This is a genomic window from Streptomyces sp. NBC_01525, from assembly GCF_045040405.1.
In the GTDB taxonomy this organism is placed as follows: Bacteria; Actinomycetota; Actinomycetes; order Streptomycetales; family Streptomycetaceae; genus Streptomyces; species Streptomyces benahoarensis.
The window spans coordinates 5016937-5037453 of record NZ_CP109397.1 but is presented as its reverse complement, the minus strand read 5'-3'; the positions used below and the strand labels follow the sequence as shown (position 1 = coordinate 5037453).

The window sequence follows — 20517 nt, the reverse complement described above, 5'->3', positions numbered from 1 at the left end:
CGCCTGACGGCGCGGTTTTCCGACGTACGGCGAAGGCCCCCGCTCACCTGACTGTCAGGTGAGCGGGGGCCTTCGCCGTGTCGGCCGGCCGGCCGCGTCAGCCGTCGACGAAGTGGTCGAACTCCCCGGCCTTGACGCCGAGGATGAACGCCTTGAGGTTGGCGCGGGACGTGGTGAGGATGACTTCCGGGGCGTCGCTCTCGCACACCTTGATGGTGTCGCTGTCGGGAGCCGCGACGTGAAGACACTGGGCGCCCTCGCCACTGAACGAAGACTTCTGCCACTCATGCGGGGGCATGGCGTTCCTCTCAGACGTTCTTTGCCATCCGGTGGATCAGATCGCGGGACTTCGCCGGTGCCAGGGCTCGGGATTCCAAGCAGTCCAGCACAACCCGGGACTTCTCCAACTGAGCCTCGGCGTGCATGAAATCACATCCGTACTCGGTGTCGACTTCGACAGTGTCCAGTGCGGGAACTGGGCCGGAGGCATAGACGTACGGCTGACCGGCAGGTGTTCGCGGTACTCCTCCCACCAGCCGCGCGCCCGCCCTCCCGTCATCCCGGCGAGCGCCTCGACGTAGTCCGGGTCGGCGCAGCCATAGGCCGCGGCGAACGCCCGTACCCGATCGGCACTCACTGCGTGACGGGCCGCTTCGATGGTGCTGATCTGCGCCTGTCGGATGCCAAGGCGGTTGGCTGCCTCACCCGACGAGAGCCCTGCCCGTTCCCGTGGCTTCCGCAGCTCAAGGGCAAGTCGCTGCTGCCGCAGGGTGACCTTTCGACGGGCACATCGCCGCCTGGGGACTGGCGTACGAGGACGGGGAGGCGGACATGGTCAGCACCGGCGGGCGGACGTATCTCAGTCTGCGTTCGCCGGAGAGTGCGCTGCGGTGGTTCGGGCGGCCGACGGATACGCAGGTGTGGCTCATCCGGCCGGGGGCGGGGCAGTTCCCGGAGAAGCGGCCCGTCTGACGGTGACGGACAGACCCGATAGGCACGAAGGGCCTGTGGAGGAGAGGCGGCGCTCTCCTCCACAGGCCCTCAGCGGTCATGGGGCGGCGATCAGTCGTGCAGCGTCTCCCCGACGGCGGTGAGCAGGAGCGCGAGGGAGGTGGCCCCGGCGTCGGGGTGGCCGAGGCCGAGGTCGCCCATGCGGGCGGCGCGGCCGCGGGCCGGGACGAGGTCGGCGGTCGCGGCGGCGGCGCGGGTCGCGGCCCCGGCGGCGGCGCGCCACGCCGTGGCGGGGCCGTCGGCGGTGCGGGCGCGCAGTGCGTGGCGGAACGGTTCGAGGGCGTCGAGCAGGGTCTTCTCGCCGACGCGGGCACCGCCGAGTTCGGCGACGGCGCGGTGGGCGGCGTCGGCGGCGTCGGCGAGGAGCGCGGTGGTGCAGGCGTCGTCGGGGGCCTTGGCGAGGACGGCGCCGGTCTCGGCGAGGAGGGCGCCGTAGAGCGCGCCGGACGCGCCGCCCGAGGCGTCGGCGAGGGCGAGTCCGGCGCCGAGCAGGGCGGCTCCGGCGGAGCGGGGCCCGGCGGGGCCGGTCTCGGTGGCGCGGGCGGCGGCGACGGCGGCGCGCAGTCCGCGGACGATGCCGATGCCGTGGTCGCCGTCCCCGGCGACGGCGTCGAGGCGGCCGAGTTCGTCCTCGTGGGCGGCGACGGCGTCGAGGGCGGCCTGGAGGGCAGCGGTGGCGGGCAGGTCGGCGGCGCCGGGCGCGGTGCGGGCGGCCGGGACCTGCGCGGTGTCCGTGGCGTCGCCGTCCTCCGTGCGGTCGTCGGCGGCGGGGGTGTGGCCGCCGGGCAGGCTGCGGAAGGCGGGGGTGTCGCAGGGGGCGTCGTAGAGGGCGGTGAGTTCGTCGTCGAGGACCATCAGGGAGAGCGAGACGCCGGCCATGTCGAAGGAGGTGACGAACTCCCCCACCTCGGGCCGGTACGGCTGGAGTCCGGCGGCCCGCAGGCGGCGGTTGACCTGGCGGTAGACGACGAACATCTCCTCGTACTTGGTGCGGCCGAGGCCGTTGAGGAGGACGGCGACGCGGCCGGTGACGGTGGCGGGCCGGGGCAGTTCGGCGAGGAGGTTGTCGACGAGCGCGTCGGCGAGTCCGGCGGCGGTCAGGCCGTGGGTGGTGCGCAGTCCGGGCTCGCCGTGGATGCCCATGCCGAGCTCGGTGGTGCCGGGCTCGACGGTGAACAGCGGTGCGGCGGCGCCGGGCAGGGTGCACCCGGCGAAGGCGGCGCCGAAGGTGCGGGTCATGGCGTTGGCGTGGGCGGCGAGGCGGGCGACGGTGCCGAGGTCGTCGCCGCGGTCGGCCGAGGCGCCGGCGATCTTGAAGACGAAGAAGTCACCGGCGACGCCGCGGCGGTCGCGGGACGGGTCGATCTCCTGGCCGTCGACGGGCGGCGGGCCGCTGGCGACATCGTCGGTGACGAGGACGGTGCGGACGTCGGTGCCCTCGGCGGCGAGGCGGCGGGCGGCGAGGCCGAAGTGCATGACGTCGCCCGCGTAGTTGCCGTAGGTCATGAGGACTCCGGCGCCGCCGTCGGCGGCGCGGGCGGTGCGGTAGACCTGCTCGGCGCTGGGGCTGGCGAAGACGTCGCCGATGGCGGCGGCGTCGGCGAGACCGGGGCCGACGAGTCCGGCGAAGGCGGGGTAGTGGCCGGAGCCGCCTCCGATGACGACGGCCACCTTGCCGGGGCGGGGCATGTGCCGCCCGACGACGCCGAAGGCACCCGGGACCCGGCGGACGGTGCGCGCGTAGGCGTCGGCCAATCCTTCCAGCCAGTCCTCACGGAAGGTCTCGGCGTGGTGTACCGATCCGGCGGGGGTGGTGGTCATCAAGGGCACACTCCTTTGTTTCGTCCCTGTTTGATTTAACACCTACATCACAGACTCGTCACCCCTCACCCCAGAAATCACCTGGCCACCTGGGAGAACTGCTGCCCAAAATCCCCCGCATCACATCTTGCGTGTGAAGATCTCAGGATTCATGATGCTCGCATCGTGCGCGCCGCCCGGCGGCGCCCGAGCCGGACGACCCGGCTCCCCTGCCCCGACCCGCCGTCCGCCGTCCCGCGGCGGCACCCGCCCCACGGAGGCGTGACATGGCACCACCCACCCTGTTCGACCGGATCGGCATCCCGAGGCCGCTGGTCTTCGGCTACCTCGGCGTCCTGCTGTTCATGGTGGGCGACGGCGTCGAATCCGGTTTCATCGCGCCGTTCATGGCGGACCACGGCGCCGGGACCGAGGTGCACGCCTCCTATGTGATCACGGCGTACGGCGTGACCGTCATGCTCGCCTCCTGGCTCTCCGGGGCGCTGTCGGATCTGTGGGGACCGCGCCGGGTGATGCAGCTGGGGCTCGTGGTGTGGATCGTCTTCGACATCCTCTTCCTCACCCTCGCCATCGGCCCGCAGAACTACCCGCTGATGCTGGTCTTCTACGGTCTGCGCGGCTTCGGCTACCCGCTCTTCGCCTTCGGATTCCTCGTCTGGATCACCGCGACCGCCCCGAAGGCGCGGATGGGCACCGCCGTCGGCTGGTTCTACGTCGCCTTCACCGGCGGTCTGCCGACGCTCGGTTCACTCGTCGCGGGCGTGACCAACCCGCTCTTCGGTCACCTGGGCACGCTGTGGGTGGCGCTGGCGATCATCACGGTCGGCGGGGCGTTCTGCCTGCTCGGGGTCCGCGAGCGCACCGGATTCGCGCGGCTGGCGCCGCCGGAGGTGCGTCCGGTGCAGTCGCTGCTCTCCAGCCTCTCCATCGCCTGGACGCATCCGAAGGTCGCCGTGGGCTGTGTGGTGCGCGTCATCAACACCGCGCCGGAGTTCGGCTTCCTGGTGTTCCTGCCGACGTTCTTCGCCAAGGAACTGCACTTCGGCGAGGGCCGCTGGCTGACACTGCTCGCCGTCATCTACGGCACCAACGTCTTCTGCAACCTGCTGTTCGGTGTGATCGGCGACCGGATCGGGTGGCGGAAGACCATCGCGTCGTTCGGCGGCCTCGGCTGCGCCATCACCACGCTCGCGCTGTACTTCGTCCCCAAGGCGGTCGGCAGCCACTACTGGGTCGCGATCGTCGTCGGCATGCTCTACGGCGTGACGCTCGCCGGATTCGTCTCCATCTCGGCGCTGATCCCGGCGCTCGCCCCCGACAACAAGGGCGGCGCGATGGCACTGCTCAACCTCGGTGCGGGCGGCGCCGCGTTCGTCGGCCCGGCGATCGTCAGCATCTTCCTGGAGCCGCTGGGCCCGTCCGGCATCGTCATCATCTTCGCCGCGCTGTACGTCGTCTCGGCGCTGCTGACGCTCTATCTCAAGACGCCGGAGGAGGAACGGGGCGCAGCGGAGCCGGTGCCCGGTGGGCCGAAAGCCACCCCGGAGCCGGTCCGCGCCTGATCCCGAATACGCCTCGGGCCCCGCACCATGCACAGGTGCGGGGCCCGAGGCGTATCCGGCGGTGGGTCAGCGCTGCCAGCTGGTCGCGCCGTGGAAGCCGTACTGGCGCTCCAGGCGGCGCCAGCGCGCGGCGGTGGCGCGGGGGCGGGCCGGGGCGGCGGGCCGGTGCGCGGCGCGGGCCAGGAGCACGGCCGTCAGGGCCGCCAGCTCCTCCTCGCTGGCCTCGCCCTTCTCCACACGGATGGGGGTGGCGGGGGCTGCGGAATTCATGCGGGTCTCCGTCGTCTTCATCGTCTTCGTCTCCGCGGTCGCCTGCGTCGCCGGTCGGCCCGGCGCGGGGGCTACTGCGGCGGGTTGCCGTGCTTGCGGGCGGGCAGGTCCGCGTGCTTGGTACGGAGCATCTCCAGCGAGCGGATGAGGGTGTGGCGGGTCTCGGCCGGGTCGATGACGTCGTGCACCAGACCGCGCTCGGCGGCGTAGTAGGGGTGCATCAGCTCGGACTTGTACTCCTTGACCATGCGCGCGCGCATGGCTTCGGGGTCCTCGGCGTCGGCGATCTGCCGGCGGAAGATGACGCCGGCGGCGCCTTCCGCGCCCATGACGGCGATCTCGTTCGTGGGCCAGGCGTAGGTGAGGTCCGCGCCGATGGACTGCGAGTCCATGACGATGTACGCGCCGCCGTACGCCTTGCGCAGCACGATCGAGATGCGCGGGACCGTGGCGTTGCAGTACGCGTACAGCAGCTTGGCGCCGTGGCGGATGATGCCGCCGTGCTCCTGGTCGACGCCGGGCAGGAAGCCGGGAACGTCCAGCAGCGTGACGATCGGGATGTTGAAGGCGTCACACATCTGCACGAAGCGGGCGGCCTTCTCGGACGCCTCGATGTCGAGCACACCGGCGAGCGACTGCGGCTGGTTGGCGATGAGGCCGACGACCCGGCCGTCGAACCGCGCCAGCGCGCAGATGATGTTGGTCGCCCAGCGCTCGTGGACCTCCAGGTACTCGCCGTCGTCGACGATCTCCTCGATGACCTTGCGCATGTCGTACGGGCGGTTGCCGTCCGCGGGGACCAGGTCGAGCAGGGCGTCGCCGCTGCGGTCCGCGGGGTCCTCGCACTCGACGACCGGCGGGTTCTCGCGGTTGTTGGCCGGGAGCAGCGAGAGCAGGTAGCGGACCTCTTCGAGACAGGTGGTCTCGTCGTCGTAGGCGAAGTGCGCCACGCCGGAGGTCTCGGCGTGGACGTCGGCGCCGCCCAGGCCGTTCTGGGTGATCTTCTCGCCGGTCACCGCGCGGACGACGTCCGGGCCGGTGATGAACATCTGCGAGGTGTCGCGGACCATGAAGACGAAGTCGGTGAGCGCCGGGCTGTAGGCGGCGCCGCCTGCGCAGGGGCCGAGCATCACGGAGATCTGCGGGATGACGCCGGACGCCTTGGTGTTGCGCTGGAAGATGCCGCCGTATCCCGCGAGTGCGGAGACGCCCTCCTGGATACGGGCGCCCGCGCCGTCGTTCAGCGAGACCAGCGGCGCACCCGCCTGGATGGCCATGTCCATGATCTTGTGGATCTTGGTGGCGTGCGCCTCACCGAGGGCGCCGCCGAAGATCCGGAAGTCGTGCGCGTAGACGAAGACCGTCCGGCCGTGGACCGTGCCCCAGCCCGTGATCACACCATCGGTGTAAGGCTTCTTCGCCTCCAGGCCGAACCCGGTCGCCCGGTGCCGGCGCAGCGGCTCCACCTCGTTGAACGAACCCTCGTCGAGCAGCAGCTCGATCCGCTCTCGGGCGGTCAGCTTGCCCTTCGCACGCTGGGCTTCGGTCGCCCGCTCGCTGGGGCCTCGGTACGCCTGCTCGCGGATCGCGTGCAACTCGGCGACGCGCCCACGGGCGTCGGTCGCGCCCGCGGGCACCTCTTCGACAGTGGTCATGCACCGACGGTACGTGGGCGAGGGCCCGGGCGCCGATGTCAGTTTCGTACAACGTCGGATGCGATTTGGTGGGCAAGCAGTACAGAAGCCTCCTGTACGTGAGGTCGGCGCGCTGCTCCGATCGAGTGAGGTGTGGGCCATGTGCTGTATGGGGCCGACAAAACCGGGGCGGGCGCGAGGTACCCCGTCAGACGGCGTCCGGGCCGGTCAGCGCAGTGTGAGGGTGGCGGTGTGGGTGGCGCAGACGGTGCCGGGGGTGAGCCTCAGGCGCAAGGTGCGGCCGGTGGCGAGGACCACGATGCCGGGGTCGTGGCGCGGGACCGCGGCGACCGGCCGGTCCCAGACGATCTCCAGCGGATCACCGGTCCGCTCGGGCGCGGCGGCGTGCAGGGTGGCGGTGCGCGGCCCGGTGCGCCGGACGAGGAGGCTGACCGGGCCGTCGGCGGTGAGCGGTCCGGCGGTGCCGGGGCGGAAGAAGTGGGCGGCGGTCAGGCCGAGCGCGTCGACGGCGACGGCCTGCTGACCGGCGGTGTGCGCGAGGACGGTGAGCCAACGGGGGTCGGCGGCACGGGCGGCGACCGCGTGGGCCGTGGCGCCGGGCATCAGGAGGTAGAGGTAACGGGCGTCGTCCGGGTCGGTGCCGTGGTCGTACCAGAGGGTGAGGTAGCGGCGGGTGAGCTCGGTGGCATCGGAGCCGGTGTTGATGTCGCGCCAGGAGCCGGTGCGGTCCTCGCGGAGGGTGTGCAGCGCGGCGCCGCCAGGAAATCCGCCGGGGAAACCGCCGGGGAAACCGCCGGGGAAAACATAGCCGCCGTGTCCGGCGAGGTGGGCCCAGCGCGCGGCGGGGAAAGTGCGGACGGCGCCGGGGGCGGTGGGCTGCGGGCGGCCGTCGACGGTGAGGGCGGCGCGCCCGGCGGCGCCGAGGGCGCGGTTGTCGACGATCGTCTCGACGGGCACGCCGTCGTGGACGGTGATCCCGGCGCCGAGGCAGACGACGGTGTCGTCGAGGAAGAACCACGACTTGTGGGCGGTGAGGGTGGAGCCGAGGCCGCGCAGATGCTGGCCGACGGCGGCGTAGGTGCCGTCGGTGGTGCCGCCGACCCCGCGGACGTCGGGGCGGGGCGCGCCGAAGGCGCCGCCCTCGTTGTCGGCGAGGCGCTTGGTGGAGACGGTGGTGCCGGGCAGCCGGTAGGGGTCGACGGTGGGCCAGTAGGCGTCGGTGTACTGCCCGCCGCCGGTCTCCCCCGCCCACCAGGAGAGCATGCCGGAGCCGGTGTGCCAGCCGTGCGGGTTCTCACCGTTGCCGTTCTCGTAGTGGGCGATGCGCGCGGAGGCCATGGCGAGCCCGGCGGTCCAGCCGGGGCGGCGGTGGACGGCGCGGTCCATGGCGGGGAAGAGGCGGTGGCCGTCCGGCTCCGGGGCGGGCGCGGCGGGGCCGTCGGCGACGGCGGCGAGTCGGGCGAGGTCGGCGACGGTGTACTGGCGGTCGGTACGGACCGGCAGCACCCGGTCGCGGGCGATATGGCCCTTGACCAGGGCGTGCCAGCGGGTGCGTGCGGTCGGGTCCGCGCTCTCGGCGAGCAGCGCGACGGCGGCGAGGAGGGCGTGCCCGTGGTAGTGGTCGCTGCGCGGGACGCGGCGGTCGTCGGTGAGCAGATCGCCGCGGCTGACGGCCCGTCCGCTGACCATGTCCATCATCAGGCCGTCGTGGAGCAGCGGCGCGTAGGCGTGGGTGACGCTGTCGAGGACGGTGCGGCGGGCCGGGTCGGTGACGGCCCATTCGGTGCCGGTCAGGAGAGCGAGGAGTCTGCCGATGCCGTCGAGGAGGACGTAGCCGTAGGTGCCGGAGTAGGCGACGGCGGTGTGCTGGATGAAGGAGCCGTCGGCGTAGAGCCCGTCGCCGTGGGTGACGTAGGGAAAGACCGGGGAGAGGGCGTCGCGGGCGAGGGCGATCTTGGCCGGGGTACGGCCGAGGACGCCGCGGAGCACGACGACGCGGCACAGGTCGACGCGGTTGGCCCCGGTGCTGGTGCCGGTGTACGCGCCGAGGGCCGAGTCGGGGACGAAGTGGTCGACGGCGGCGAGATGGCGGGCGCGGTGGTCGTCGGGGAGCGGGCCGCCGGGCAGGTGGGTGTCGAGGACGGCGAGGGTGTCGAGGAGCTGCTGCGGGCTGCCGATCTGCCAGTCCCACCAGTTGCCGTAGCGGTCGGCCCCGGCGTGGTACACAGCGGCTTCGAGGTGGTCGAGGCCGGTCAGGACGGTGTCGGCGAGGGCGGCGTCACCGGTGAGTCCGGTGCCGGGCTGGGCGTACGCCTCGGCCATGGTGTGCAGCCGGGTGTAGCTGCGGGTGATCCCGGCCGACGGGTCGAAGGGCTGGTCGGGCCAGAGCGACGCGGCGGCGGGCCGCATGGCGGCGGCGAACCGTCCGGCCAGCTCCCCGGTCTCGCGCAGCGCGCGGGCGTACGGCTCGGCGGCCGGGTCGACGCCGGTGCCGAGGACGAGGTCCACCCAGCGGCGGCGCAGGGCGGCGAAGACGTCATCGGGGGCGGAGGGCCTTGGGGCGGACGCGGCGGGCGCGGCGGCGCCAAGGACGGTCGCGCCCCCGGCGGTGGCGGCGAGGAAGGCGCGGCGGGACCAGGCGGAGGGGTACGGCACGGTCGTTCCCTTCGGTGACGGCACGGCGGCCGACGGCGTCCGCCCGATGGCGGGCCCGACCGGCCAACCGGCCTGCGGGGCGGCGGACTTGGCGGGCGGAGCGCCGGTGTAGCACGGGGCGCGGGGCACCGACAAGAACACCATGAAGCGGGAGGGAACGGGCGGGGCGAGCGGGGCGGGAGGGGCGAGTCGGGCAACGGGGCACCGCGGGAAGGCGGCGGCGAGTCGCCCCGTGCCCGAACCCCGAACCTCGAACCCCGAACCCAAAAGGTTGAACATTGAACGAGATCTCGCTACAGTCATCCTCGTCGTTGAATATTAAACAACTTCTTCCGAGGAGGAGCCATGGCTCTGTTCACCCGCAAGCGCGCCGAAGCCCCCGCCGCCCCCGCCCTCGTCGCGGCGGACCCCGCGCTCGCCGCCCTGACCGGCGACTACACCATCGACCCGGCCCACAGCGCCATCGGCTTCGCGGTGCGCCACGCCATGGTCACCAACGTCCGCGGCGCGTTCGGCACGTATGAGGGGCGGCTGCACCTCGACGGTTCGGAGCCCGGCCGGTCCACCGCCGCGCTGGAGATCCGGACGGAGAGCATCGACACCGGCATCGGCGACCGCGACGCCCATCTGCGCGGCGGTGACTTCTTCGACGCCGAGGCGTTCCCGCTGATGACCTTCCGCAGCACCGCCGTCGCGCAGACCGCCGCCGACCGCTTCCGCGTCACCGGCGACCTGACGATCAAGGACGTCACGCGGCCGCTCACCCTCGACCTGGAGCTCCAGGGCACCGCCACCGACGTCTACGGCGCCGAACGCGTCGGCTTCGAGGGCAGCACCGAGATCCTGCGCTCCGAGTGGGGCCTGACCTGGAACGCCGCGCTGGAGGCCGGTGGCGTGATGGTCAGCGACAAGGTCAAGCTCACCTTCGACATCTCCGCGGTCAAGAACGCCGCCTGAGCCACCGCTCCCCCGCATGCCGCGGCCCCGCGCACGGCCCCTCCCCCGAGGGCCGGACGCGGGGCCGCGGTACATGTGCGGTCCGGTTACTCCTGCGGCTCCGCCCCGGCGCGCAGCAGCCCGTACGCGTAGGCGTCGTCGAGCGCCTGCCAGGAGGCGGCGATGACGTTCTCGGCGACGCCGACCGTGGCCCACTCGCCGTTGCCGTCGGTGGAGGAGATCAGGACGCGGGTGATCGAGCCGGTGCCCTGGCGGCCCTCCAGGATGCGGACCTTGTAGTCGACCAGCTCGATCCGGGCGAGCTGCGGGTAGATCCGCTCCAGACCGACGCGGAGCGCCCGGTCCAGGGCGTTGACCGGGCCGTTGCCCTCGGCGGTGGCGACGATCCGCTCGCCCTTCGCCCACAGCTTCACCGTCGCCTCGTTGGCGTGCGAGCCGTCCGGGCGGTCCTCGACGATCGCCCGCCAGGACTCGGTACGGAAGAACCGCGCGGCCCTCCCCCGCTCCCCGTCGCGCGCCAGCTCGTCGCGGAGCAGCAGCTCGAAGGAGGCGTCGGCGGCCTCGTAGGTGTAGCCCGCCAGTTCGCGTTCCTTGACCCGTGCGACGACCCGGCCGACCAGCTCCCGGTCGCCGCCGAGGTCGATGCCCAGCTCCTTGCCCTTCAGCTCGATCGAGGCGCGGCCGGCCATGTCGGAGACGAGCATCCGCATGGTGTTGCCGACCAGCGCCGGGTCGATGTGCTGGTACAGGTCCGGATCGACCTTGATCGCGGAGGCGTGCAGCCCGGCCTTGTGCGCGAACGCCGAGACGCCGACGTACGGCTGGTGGGTGGCGGGCGTGAGGTTGACGACCTCGGCGATGGCGTGCGAGACGCGGGTGGTCTCGGCGAGCTTGCCGGGCGGCAGCACCGCGCGGCCGTACTTCAGCTCCAGCGCGGCGACCACGGGGAAGAGGTTGGAGTTGCCGACCCGCTCGCCGTAGCCGTTGGCCGTGCACTGGACGTGGGTGGCACCGGCATCCACCGCGGCGAGGGTGTTGGCGACGGCGCAGCCGGTGTCGTCCTGGGCGTGGATGCCCAACCGGGCGCCGGTGTCGGCGAGGACGGTCCGGACGACGGCGGCGACCTGCGCGGGCAGCATGCCGCCATTGGTGTCGCAGAGCACCACCACATCGGCGCCCGCCTCGCTCGCGGTGCGCACGACCTGCTTGGCGTAGGCCGCGTCCAGGGCGTAGCCGTCGAAGAAGTGCTCGCAGTCGAGGAAGACCCGGCGGCCCCGGTCACGCAGGTACGCGACGGTGTCCGCGACCATCGCGAGGTTCTCCTCGGGCGTGGTGCGCAGCGCCAACTCGACATGCCCGACATGGGACTTGGCGACCAGCGTGACGACCGGCGCGCCGGACTCCAGGAGGGCCGCGACCTGCGGGTCGTCCTCGACGCGGACCCCGGCCTTGCGGGTGGCGCCGAACGCGACGAGCTGGGCGTGCCGGAAGTCGATCTCCGCGCGGGCCCGCTGGAAGAACTCGGTGTCGCGGGGGTTGGCGCCGGGCCAGCCGCCCTCGATGAAGCCGACGCCGTAGTCGTCCAAGTGCCGGGCGAGGGTGAGCTTGTCGGCGACGGTGAGGTTGATGCCCTCGCGCTGGGCGCCGTCGCGCAGCGTCGTGTCGAAGACGTGGAAGTCGTCGGGGACCGCGCCCGCGGGGCGGGGCTCGGGCGACGCCGGGGCTGTGTGTGCGTCCGTCATGCTGGTCTGGCTCCTGTCGGGATCTCGGTCTACCGGAATGACCGGCTCCACCGTCCCTCCATGTTCCCTCGCGCTCCGCGTTCCGGGCCGGGTGGGGCCGGAAACGAAAAAACCCCTCGCGGGTGCGAGAGGTCTGCGCGCGGGTCTGGGACGACGAGGGCCGCGCCGTACGCGGTAGGTACGGGGCGGTCACTGCGGACCGGCGCGCCTGCTGCCAATAATCATGGCGAACGAGAGCACGGGGGGCAGTCTGGCACGGCCGGGGCGGCGCGAGGTAGCCGGTCTCACGATGCGGGCGCCGGGGCGGACGGGGCCGGGCCGCGCGGGCCCCGGGGCGGAGCGCCTCGGTCCGGCGGCGGCCCGGGGAGAGGGCCGCCGCCGGCCGGCCGACGGTCCGGGTCGGCTCGGGGGAACCGGCCCGGGGCGTCGTGGCAGGGCGTCCGCCGGTCAGGGTCCGTACGGGCGCCGTGGTGCGGGGCGGGCCGGACGGCTGGCGTCCGGCCCGGTGGGGCGGGTCAGGCGGGGGCCTGCCCCGTGGCCGGGGCGGGTGCGCCCGGCGCGGCACCGTCCTTGCCGACGCGGTGCAGGTCGATGGTGCGGGTCTCGCGCATCGCCAGGTAGACGACGAGGGAGACGGCGGCGCACCCGGCGACGTACCAGTAGTAGCCGGATTCGATGCCGCCGTTCTTGAACCAGAGGGCGACGTACTCGGCGGTGCCGCCGAAAAGGGCGTTGGCGATGGCGTACGGCAGGGCGACGCCGAGGGCGCGGATGCCGGTGGGGAACAGCTCCGCCTTCACACAGGCGTTGATCGAGGTGTAGCCGGTGACGATGACGAGCGCCAGCAGCGAGAGGCCGAGCGCGGGCCAGAAGGAACCGGCGTGCCGCAGCAGCGTCATGATCGGCACGGTCAGGAACGTCGAACCGATCGCGAAGGTGATCAGCAGCGGACGGCGGCCGATCCGGTCGGAGAGCCACCCGGCGAACGGCTGGAGGCACATGAAGAGGAACAGCGCACAGAAACTCACCAGCGATGCCGTGGACTTCTCCATCCCGGCGCTGCCCGAGAGGTACTTGGTGAGGTACGTCGTGTACGTGTAGTACGCCACGGTGCCGCCCATGGTCAGCGCGATGACGAGGAACGCCTCACGCTTGTGGGCCAGCAGCGCCTTGAGGGTGCCGCGGTCGGGGTCGGTGGCGGCGTCGTCGTCGGCGTAGACGTCGGTCTCCAGCATGTTGCGGCGCAGGTAGAAGACGATGGCGGCGCCGAGCGCGCCGATGATGAACGGGATGCGCCAGGCCCAGCTGTGCAGCGCCGCGTCGGACAGGGTGCGCTGGAGGACGATCTGCAGGCCGAGGCCGAGGAGCTGGCCCGCGGTCATCGACACGTACTGGAAGCTGGAGGCGAAGCCGCGCCGTCCGGGGGCGGACGCCTCGGTGAGGTAGGTGGCGCTGGCCGCGTACTCGCCGCCGACGGAGAGGCCCTGGAGCATCCGGGCGAGCAGCAGGACAGCGACGCCGCCGTAGCCCGCGACGCCGTAGGTGGGGGCGACGGCGATGAGGACCGCCGAGGCGGACATCAGGGTGACGGTCAGGGTGAGCGCCGCCTTGCGGCCCTTGCGGTCACCGACCCGGCCGAGCAGCCAGCCGCCGACGGGGCGCAGGAAGAAGCCGACCGCGAAGATCCCCATGGTGTTCATGAGGTTGGCGGTGTCGTTCCCCTTGGGGAAGAACGCATCCGCGAAGTACACCGCGAAGCTGGCGTACACGAACCAGTCGAACCACTCGACCATGTTCCCGGCCGAGCCGACCCAGATCTTCTTCCACTGTTCTCTCCCCATAGCCGATCACGGTCGCCGACCGCCGGCCGCTCGGCAAGAGCAACGTCCGCAACGATCCCGCGTACTTGAGTGCGTTGCGTTCGCGGGCGGGGAACTTTTGCGGAGGTGCCTTACGCCGGGCCCAGCGTCTCGTCGAGGAATTCCGCCACATGCGCGCGGACCGTGGCGAGGTCCGTGCCCGGCAGGCCGACGACGAGGTGGGTGGCGAAGCCGTCGAGGAGGGCGCGGATGCGGGTGGCGAGGCGTTCGGCGTCGACGGGGCGGAAGGTGCCGTCGGATCCGCCCTCGACGAGGAGGGCGACGAGGTCGCGGTGCCAGGCGAGTTCGAGGTCGAGCTGGCGCTCGCGGGCCGCGTCGTCGGCGGTGCGGGTGCGGTTCCAGACCTCCAGCCAGAGCGTCCAGCGCGGGTCGCCGGGGCCGTCGGGGAGGTAGAGGCCGACGAGTGCGTCGAGGCGTTCGCGGACCGGGACGCGGCGGGCGAGGGCGGCGCGTCGTTCGGCGCCGAGCTGTTCCTCGCTCCATCGCAGGGTCTGGAGCAGCAGCTCGTCCTTGGTGCCGAAGTAGTACAGGATGTGGCCGCTGCTCATGCCGACCGCGCGGCCCAGGCCCGCCATCGTCAGCCCCGTAAGGCCCCGGGCGGCGATCGTGGCCATCGCGGCGGCGAGTACCTGTTCGCGGGGCTGGTTGAGCCGGCGCCGGGGACGGCGGGCGGGTCCGGACACGGGGCCTCCGGGGTCGGTGGGAGTGTGACGAGAGGACCCTATGGGACGGCGGCGGGCCCGCCGTCCCTTACGGGCATCAGGGCCGCGGTTGCTGCTGGGTGATGCAGTGGATGCCGCCGCCCGCCGCGAAGAGGGTGCGGGCGTCGACGAGGGTGACGGTGCGGTCCGGGAAGAGGCGGCGGAAGAGGGCCGCGGCCTCCTCGTCGCGCGGGTCGTCGAAGGCGCAGAGGACAACGCCGTCGTTGCAGAGGTAGTGGTTGAGGTACGAGTGGTCGACGGGTGCGCCGTCCTCCTCGATGACGGTGGGCGCGTCGACCTCGATGACCTCCAGGCGGCGGCCCCGGGCGTCGGTGGCCGCGCGCAGCACCTCGGCGATCTCCTTGCCGACGGCGTGGTCGGGGTGGGCCGGGTCGGGCTGGCTGTGGACAAGGACGGTGCCGGGGCGGGCGAAGGCGGCGACGATGTCGACATGGCCGCGGGTGCCGAACCGGCCGTAGTCGGCGGTCAGTCCGCGCGGCAGCCAGATCGCCTTGGTGGTGCCGAGGTGGGCGTGGATCTCCGCCTCGACGTCCTCCTTGGTGCGGCCCTGGTTGCGGTCCGGGTCGAGCTGCACGGTCTCGGTGAGCAGCACGGTGCCCTCGCCGTCGACGTGCAGGCCGCCGCCCTCGTTGACCAGCGACGACGCGTAGGTACGGGCCCCGGCCAGGTCCGCGACGTGCGCGCCGATCCTCGCGTCGTGCTCCCAGCGGGCCCAGTCCTGGGCGCCCCAGCCGTTGAAGATCCAGTCGGTGGCGCCGAGCGTGCCCGCGCCGTCGGTGAGGAAGGTGGGGCCGATGTCGCGCATCCAGGCGTCGTCCAGCTCCGCCTCGACGACGTCGATGTCCGGGCCGAGCAGCGCGCGGGCGCCCTGGGCGGCGGCGGGCGCGGCGACGACGGTGACCGGTTCGAAGCGGCGCACGGCGCGGGCCACCCCGGCCCAGGCGCGGCGGGCGGCCAGAAGGGTCTCGCCGCCCTCCTCGCCGAAGGTGGCGTTGGCGCCGGGCCAGGCCATCCAGGTGCGATCGTGCGGCGCCCACTCGGGGGGCATGCGGAAGCCGTCGGCGGCGGGGGTGTTCATGCAGGGTTCCTCACAGTTCGGTGCCGGGGCGCGGGCCCGGCGGCTCACAGGAAGTACAGGCGGGAGAGGGAGACGGTCTCGGCCGGGTCGGAGCGCATCGCCTCGCCGTCGAGGGTGACCAGCCCGCTGCGGGCGTCGACCTGCACCTCGCCGATCCGGGAGTTGTGGACGAGGTCGGCGGGGCCGATGCCGCGGGTGCCGCGGACGGCGACCCGGCGGCGGCGGGTGGGCAGGTGGTCGCCGCCCGCCTCGGCCGCGGCGCGGGAGACGAAGGCGACGGACAGCTCCGCGGGCGCGGCACCGTGCGCGCCGAACTGCGGGCCCAGCACGAGCGGTTCGCAGGTGTCGGTGGCGGCGTTCGGGTCGCCGGTGACGCCGTACGCGGGGAACCCGGACTTCAGCACCAGCTGCGGTTTGGCGCCGAAGAACCGCGGCTGCCAGAGCACGATGTCCGCCATCTTGCCGGTCTCGATCGACCCGATCTCGTGCGCCAGGCCGTGCGCGAGGGCCGGGTTGAGGGTGAGTTTGGCGAGGTAGCGCAGCACCCGGGCGTTGTCGTCGTGCGGCCCGTCGCCGTCGAGGGGCCCCAGCTCCGCCTTCATCTTCCCGGCCATCGCGAAGGTCCGGCGGACGGTCTCCCCGGCACGGCCCATGCCCTGCGCGTCGGAGGAGGTGATGCCGATGGCGCCCAGGTCGTGGAGGACGTCCTCGGCGCCCATCGTCCCGGCGCGGATGCGGTCGCGGGCCATGGCGGCGTCGCCGGGCAGGTCGGTCTTGAGGTCGTGGACGGAGACGATCATGCCGTAGTGCTCGGCGACGGCGTCCCGCCCGAAGGGGAGGGTGGGGTTGGTGGAGGAGCCGATGACGTTCGGGACGCCCGCCATCTTCAGGACGTTGGGGACGTGCCCGCCGCCACAGCCCTCGATGTGGAAGGCGTGGATGGTGCGGCCCTCCAGGACGGCGAGGGTGTCCTCGACGGAGAGACATTCGTTCAGGCCGTCGCTGTGCAGCGCGACCTGGACGTCGTGCTCCTCGGCGACGCGCAGCGCGGTGTCCAGGGCGCGGGTGTGGGCGCCCATGTCCTCGTGGACCTTGAAGCCGCAGGCGCCGCCCTCGGCCAGCGCCTCGACCAGCGGCGCCTCGCCGGAGGACGAACCGCGGCCCAGGAAGCCGATGTTGACCGGCCAGGCGTCGAACGCGCCGAACGCCCGGCCCAGCGCCCACGGCGAGTTGACTCCGACGCCCCAGACCGGCCCGAACTCCTGGCCGATGATCGTGGTGACGCCGGAGGCGAGCGAGGCTTCCATCACCCGCGGGGAGAGCAGATGGACATGGGTGTCGACGGCGCCCGCGGTGGCGATCAGGCCCTCGCCGGAGACGATGGTGGTGCCGGTGCCGACGACGACGTCGACGCCGTCGAGGGTGTCCGGGTTACCGGCCCGCCCGATGGCGGCGATCCGCCCCTCGCGGATGCCGATGGAGACCTTGCGGATGCCCTGGACGGCGTCGATGACCAGGACGTTGCTGATCACGATGTCGCAGGTGTCGCGGACGGCGGCGGCCTTGAGGTGGAGCCCGTCGCGGGCGGTCTTGCCGAACCCGGCGAGGAATTCGTCGCCCGGCTGCTGGGCGTCGGACTCGACGCGGACGACGAGCCCGGAGTCGCCGAGGACGACGCGGTCACCGGCGCGCGGGCCGTGCACCGACGCGTACTCGTGGGGGTCCATGCCGGTCATGAGTGCTCCTCCGCTCCCAGGTAACCGCAGGCGTGCGCCCGCCGCAGCGCTTCGGCCTTGGCCCCCGGCGCGTCCAGCGGCCCGTCGACGAGTCCGGCGAAGCCGATCGCGATGCGGTCGCCGCCGATCGGCACCAGCCCGACCTCCGCGGTGCCGCCGGGGTCGAACCGCACGGACGAGCCCGCCGGGACGCACAGCCGCATGCCGTAGGCGGCGGCACGGTCGAAGTCCAGCCGGGGGTTGGCCTCGAAGAAGTGGAAGTGCGAGGTGACGCTGACCGGCACCGACGCGGTGTTGCGGACGGTGATCCGCAGTGCCGGTTCGGGCTCCGGATCCGCCGGTCCCGGCAGGACGGCGCCGGGTCCGTACGGGTCGGGCACCGCGCCGCGGATCGGATCGCTGACCACCGCCAGCCGGGAGCCGTCGTCGAAGACCGCCTCGACATGCACCTCGGTGACGACCTCGGCGACGCCGGGCAGCACCTCGTCCGGGCCGAGCACGGAACGCGCCGCCTCGATCGCCTCGGCGAGGCGGCGTCCGTCACGGGCCGCCTCGCAGACCGTGTCCGCGATCAACGCGGTCGCCTCGGGGACGTTCAGCCGCACCCCGCGGGCCCGGCGCGCCCGCGCCAGCTCGGCGGCGCCGAACAGCAGCAGCCGGTCGCGTTCCGTCGGGGTCAGCCGCATCCTCACACCTCCAGCTCGATTTGAGCAGCACTCTAACTTGACGGTGAAGGCGCACGGAAGAGCTACCGTGTGAGGGGACAGCCACAGGCGATGAGGCGGATGTCCACTATTGATCAGCGCTCTAATAATGTGGGGCCCGGAACGCAGCGCGGGCCGCCACCCGTGCAGGGTGGCGGCCCGGTGTGCGATCGGCCGGTGCGGCGGAACGGATCAGCCGAGGGGGTGCATCCAGCCGTGCGGGTCGGCGGCGGCGCCGGTCTGGATGTCCAGCAGCGCCTTGCGGAGCTTCATGGTGACCTCACCGGGCTGCCCGTCGGCGACGCCCCAGGCACCGTCGGCGGACTTCACCGAGCCGACCGGGGTGATCACCGCGGCGGTGCCGCAGGCGAAGACCTCGGTGAGCGTGCCGTCGGCGGCGCCCGCCTTCCAGTCCTCCACGCTGATCCGCTCCTCGGCGACCTCGTAGCCCAGGTCGGCGGCGATGGAGAGCAGCGAGGCGCGGGTGATGCCGGGCAGCAGCGAACCGGTCAGCGCCGGGGTGACGATGCGGTTGCCGAAGACGAAGTAGAGGTTCATGCCCCCCATCTCCTCGATCCAGCGGCGCTCGATCGCGTCCAGCCAGACGACCTGGTCGCAGCCCTGCTCGGCGGCCTGGGCCTGGGCGACCAGCGAGGCGGCGTAGTTGCCGCCGGTCTTGGCGGCGCCGGTGCCGCCGGGCACCGCGCGGACGTACTCCTTCGACAGCCACACCGAGACCGGCTTCACGCCACCGCCGAAGTAGGCGCCCGCCGGGGAGGCGATCACGAGGAACATGTACTCGTTGGCGGGCTTGACGCCCAGCCCGACCTCGGTGGCGATCATGAACGGCCGCAGGTACAGCGACTCCTCACCGGAGGCGGGCACCCACGCCTTGTCCTGAGTGACGAGCGCGTCGCAGGCGGCGATGAACGTCTCGACGGGCAGCTCGGGCATGCCCAGACGGCGCGCGGAGTCCTGGAAGCGGCGGGCGTTGGCGTCCGGGCGGAAGGTGGCCACGCTGCCGTCGGGGCGGCGGTACGCCTTCAGCCCCTCGAAGATCGTCTGCGCGTAGTGGAGGGTCATGTTCGCCGGGTCCATGGAGAGCGGCGCGTACGGCACGAGCTGGGCGTCGTGCCAGCCGCGGCCCTCCGTCCACCTGATCGTCACCATGTGGTCGGTGAAGTGCCGGCCGAAGCCCGGGGCCGAAAGGATCCGCTCCCGCTCGGCGTCGGACAGCGGGTTCGCGGAGGGCTTGAGTTCGATCGTGGGCGTCGTCATGAATGCGTGTCCTTCACTGCGTCTTCCGGAGCCGGGCGGCCCGGCGGGCGGGGCCGGGAGTGCTCGGGGTGCGGCACCGGTGCGGTTGTTGCGGCCGCGCGCCCCGGGCGTGGGGTGGCCCCTGGCGTCAGGGGCGCCTCGTCGTCGCGGCCGGCGGTCCATGTCCGATTATCGCTCGCGGGTGTCCGAGCGCGGAACGGGCGTGCGCGGGCCTGTCGACCGGCGCACGCCGGTACGGACCGGTTCGCCGGCGATGGTCTCACCGGACTGGTGGTATGTACACGGGATATAGGACACGGAGCGCCGGGCCTTCGCGGGCCCGGCGCTCCGTGGTGTGGCGATACGGCGCGGGCGTCAGCCCGCTACGCGTGCGGCGAGCGCGTCACCGATCTCGTCGGTGGTGCGGGCCGCACCGTCGCGGGCCTCCAGGTCGGCGGCGACCGCCTCCTCGATACGGACGGCCTCCGCGTCCAGACCGAGGTGGCGCAGGAGCAGGGCGACCGACAGGATCGTGGCGGTCGGGTCGGCCTTGCCGGTGCCCGCGATGTCCGGCGCGGAGCCGTGCACCGGCTCGAACATCGAGGGGAACTCGCCGGTCGGGTTGATGTTCCCGGAGGCCGCGAGGCCGATACCGCCGGTGACGGCGGCGGCGAGGTCGGTGAGGATGTCGCCGAAGAGGTTGTCGGTGACGATGACGTCGAACCGCTCGGGCTGCGTGACGAAGAAGATCGTCGCGGCGTCGACGTGCAGATAGTCGGTGGTGACCTCGGGGTACTCCGCGCCGACCTTGTCGAAGACCTTCTTCCACATGTGCCCGGCGTAGACCAGGACGTTGTTCTTGTGGACCAGCGTCAGCTTCTTACGGGGACGGGCGTTGGCCCGCTCGAACGCGTCCCGGACGACCCGCTCCACACCGTAGGCGGTGTTGACGCTGACCTCGGTGGCGACCTCGGCGGGGGTACCGGTGCGGAGGCTGCCGCCGTTGCCGGTGTACGGGCCCTCGGTGCCCTCGCGGACGACGACGAAGTCGATCTCGGGACGCCCGGCCAGCGGCGTGGCAGTGTTCGGGAACAGCTTCGACGGCCGCAGGTTCACGAAGTGGTCGAAGGTGAAGCGGAGCTTGAGCAGCAGTCCGCGCTCCAGCACACCGGAGGGGACGGACGGGTCGCCGATCGCGCCCAGGAGGATCGCGTCGTGCTCCTTGAGCGCCGCCAGTTCCTCGTCGGGGAGGGTGTCACCGGTCGCGTGCCAGCGCCGGGCACCAAGGTCGTACTCCTTGGTTTCCAGCTTGACGTCCTGCGGGAGGACGGCGGACAGGACCTTGAGGCCCTGGGCCACGACCTCCTGGCCGATACCGTCACCGGGGATCACTGCGAGGCGAATGCTGCGAGACATGCCTGGACCCTACTCGTCGTCCCATTCATTGACACGCAGCGTCCGCCATGC

General features: G+C 72.6%; 16 protein-coding genes and 1 pseudogene. 3 read left to right on the top strand and 14 right to left on the bottom strand.

What is annotated here, in order from left to right:
- Window positions 1–97: 97 nt before the first annotated feature.
- Window positions 98–298: a DUF397 domain-containing protein gene (locus OG422_RS22615; protein ID WP_405744890.1), complete on the bottom strand. Its 201-nt coding sequence runs from the start codon at window positions 296–298 to the stop codon at window positions 98–100.
- Window positions 299–628: 330 nt separating this feature from the next.
- Window positions 629–742: pseudogene (locus OG422_RS22610) on the bottom strand (helix-turn-helix domain-containing protein); the annotation flags it as partial.
- An 89-nt stretch (window positions 743–831) separates the two neighbouring features.
- Between OG422_RS22610 and OG422_RS22605 the strand changes: the two are divergent.
- Window positions 832–972 carry a hypothetical protein gene (locus tag OG422_RS22605; protein ID WP_405744887.1) on the top strand — a complete coding sequence of 47 codons (141 nt, stop codon included), beginning with the start codon at window positions 832–834 and terminating at the stop codon, window positions 970–972.
- Between the two features lie 90 nt (window positions 973–1062).
- Here the strand turns inward: OG422_RS22605 and OG422_RS22600 are convergent, their stop codons facing one another.
- The gene (locus tag OG422_RS22600; RefSeq protein WP_405744884.1) at window positions 1063–2832 is read right to left on the bottom strand and encodes a dihydroxyacetone kinase family protein; all 1770 of its coding nucleotides are present in this window, start codon (window positions 2830–2832) and stop codon (window positions 1063–1065) included.
- A gap of 266 nt (window positions 2833–3098) precedes the next feature.
- On the opposite strand from OG422_RS22600, the gene OG422_RS22595 reads away from it, so the two are divergent.
- The gene (locus OG422_RS22595; protein ID WP_405744881.1) at window positions 3099–4394 is read left to right on the top strand and encodes an MFS transporter; all 1296 of its coding nucleotides are present in this window, start codon (window positions 3099–3101) and stop codon (window positions 4392–4394) included.
- A 66-nt stretch (window positions 4395–4460) separates the two neighbouring features.
- Here the strand turns inward: OG422_RS22595 and OG422_RS22590 are convergent, their stop codons facing one another.
- The 3 genes from OG422_RS22590 to OG422_RS22580 all read right to left on the bottom strand — a co-directional run bounded on the left by OG422_RS22590 (window position 4461) and on the right by OG422_RS22580 (window position 8974).
- Entirely contained in the window at window positions 4461–4664 is a 204-nt protein-coding gene (locus OG422_RS22590) for an acyl-CoA carboxylase epsilon subunit (RefSeq protein WP_143940490.1), read from the bottom strand.
- A gap of 71 nt (window positions 4665–4735) precedes the next feature.
- Complete coding sequence (locus OG422_RS22585) at window positions 4736–6319, bottom strand: acyl-CoA carboxylase subunit beta (protein ID WP_405744877.1); 1584 nt, start codon at window positions 6317–6319, stop codon at window positions 4736–4738.
- 207 nt (window positions 6320–6526) lie between these two features.
- Entirely contained in the window at window positions 6527–8974 is a 2448-nt protein-coding gene (locus OG422_RS22580; RefSeq protein ID WP_405744874.1) for a polysaccharide lyase 8 family protein, read from the bottom strand.
- Between the two features lie 345 nt (window positions 8975–9319).
- Between OG422_RS22580 and OG422_RS22575 the strand changes: the two genes are divergently transcribed.
- Entirely contained in the window at window positions 9320–9931 is a 612-nt protein-coding gene (locus tag OG422_RS22575) for a YceI family protein (RefSeq protein WP_405744871.1), read from the top strand.
- A gap of 86 nt (window positions 9932–10017) precedes the next feature.
- Here the strand turns inward: OG422_RS22575 and cimA are convergent, their stop codons facing one another.
- The 8 genes from cimA to OG422_RS22535 form a co-directional block, all read right to left on the bottom strand.
- Entirely contained in the window at window positions 10018–11673 is a 1656-nt protein-coding gene (gene cimA / locus OG422_RS22570; RefSeq protein WP_143944716.1) for a citramalate synthase, read from the bottom strand.
- Between the two features lie 515 nt (window positions 11674–12188).
- A complete protein-coding gene (locus OG422_RS22565) occupies window positions 12189–13514 on the bottom strand; it encodes an MFS transporter (RefSeq protein ID WP_143942609.1) in 1326 nt (441 codons plus the stop codon).
- Window positions 13515–13624: 110 nt separating this feature from the next.
- Window positions 13625–14236, bottom strand: a complete 612-nt coding sequence (locus OG422_RS22560; protein ID WP_143942610.1) for a TetR/AcrR family transcriptional regulator — start codon at window positions 14234–14236, stop codon at window positions 13625–13627.
- A 76-nt stretch (window positions 14237–14312) separates the two neighbouring features.
- Window positions 14313–15353: an agmatine/peptidylarginine deiminase gene (locus tag OG422_RS22555; RefSeq protein WP_405744867.1), complete on the bottom strand. Its 1041-nt coding sequence runs from the start codon at window positions 15351–15353 to the stop codon at window positions 14313–14315.
- A gap of 44 nt (window positions 15354–15397) precedes the next feature.
- On the bottom strand, window positions 15398–17089 hold the full coding sequence (locus OG422_RS22550; protein WP_405744864.1) for an urease subunit alpha: 1692 nt from the start codon (window positions 17087–17089) through the stop codon (window positions 15398–15400).
- Window positions 17086–17775 (bottom strand): urease subunit gamma, encoded by a 690-nt coding sequence (ureA, locus tag OG422_RS22545; protein ID WP_405744861.1) that lies wholly within the window; start codon window positions 17773–17775, stop codon window positions 17086–17088. The genes OG422_RS22550 and ureA overlap by 4 nt, the downstream gene beginning before the upstream one ends.
- A gap of 210 nt (window positions 17776–17985) precedes the next feature.
- Window positions 17986–19071: a branched-chain amino acid aminotransferase gene (locus tag OG422_RS22540; protein ID WP_405744858.1), complete on the bottom strand. Its 1086-nt coding sequence runs from the start codon at window positions 19069–19071 to the stop codon at window positions 17986–17988.
- A gap of 354 nt (window positions 19072–19425) precedes the next feature.
- Entirely contained in the window at window positions 19426–20466 is a 1041-nt protein-coding gene (locus OG422_RS22535; protein WP_405744855.1) for a 3-isopropylmalate dehydrogenase, read from the bottom strand.
- Window positions 20467–20517: the final 51 nt, after the last annotated feature.

Coding starts and splice junctions, on each gene's coding strand:
- OG422_RS22590 (WP_143940490.1), bottom strand. CDS start 4,664: ATGAATTCCGCAGCCCCCGCCACCCCCATCCGTGTGGAGAAGGGCGAG.
- OG422_RS22600 (WP_405744884.1), bottom strand. CDS start 2,832: ATGACCACCACCCCCGCCGGATCGGTACACCACGCCGAGACCTTCCGT.
- ureA (WP_405744861.1), bottom strand. CDS start 17,775: ATGCGGCTGACCCCGACGGAACGCGACCGGCTGCTGCTGTTCGGCGCC.
- OG422_RS22535 (WP_405744855.1), bottom strand. CDS start 20,466: ATGTCTCGCAGCATTCGCCTCGCAGTGATCCCCGGTGACGGTATCGGC.
- OG422_RS22555 (WP_405744867.1), bottom strand. CDS start 15,353: ATGAACACCCCCGCCGCCGACGGCTTCCGCATGCCCCCCGAGTGGGCG.
- cimA (WP_143944716.1), bottom strand. CDS start 11,673: ATGACGGACGCACACACAGCCCCGGCGTCGCCCGAGCCCCGCCCCGCG.
- OG422_RS22540 (WP_405744858.1), bottom strand. CDS start 19,071: ATGACGACGCCCACGATCGAACTCAAGCCCTCCGCGAACCCGCTGTCC.
- OG422_RS22585 (WP_405744877.1), bottom strand. CDS start 6,319: ATGACCACTGTCGAAGAGGTGCCCGCGGGCGCGACCGACGCCCGTGGG.
- OG422_RS22575 (WP_405744871.1), top strand. CDS start 9,320: ATGGCTCTGTTCACCCGCAAGCGCGCCGAAGCCCCCGCCGCCCCCGCC.
- OG422_RS22615 (WP_405744890.1), bottom strand. CDS start 298: ATGCCCCCGCATGAGTGGCAGAAGTCTTCGTTCAGTGGCGAGGGCGCC.
- OG422_RS22605 (WP_405744887.1), top strand. CDS start 832: ATGGTCAGCACCGGCGGGCGGACGTATCTCAGTCTGCGTTCGCCGGAG.
- OG422_RS22565 (WP_143942609.1), bottom strand. CDS start 13,514: ATGGGGAGAGAACAGTGGAAGAAGATCTGGGTCGGCTCGGCCGGGAAC.
- OG422_RS22550 (WP_405744864.1), bottom strand. CDS start 17,089: ATGACCGGCATGGACCCCCACGAGTACGCGTCGGTGCACGGCCCGCGC.
- OG422_RS22595 (WP_405744881.1), top strand. CDS start 3,099: ATGGCACCACCCACCCTGTTCGACCGGATCGGCATCCCGAGGCCGCTG.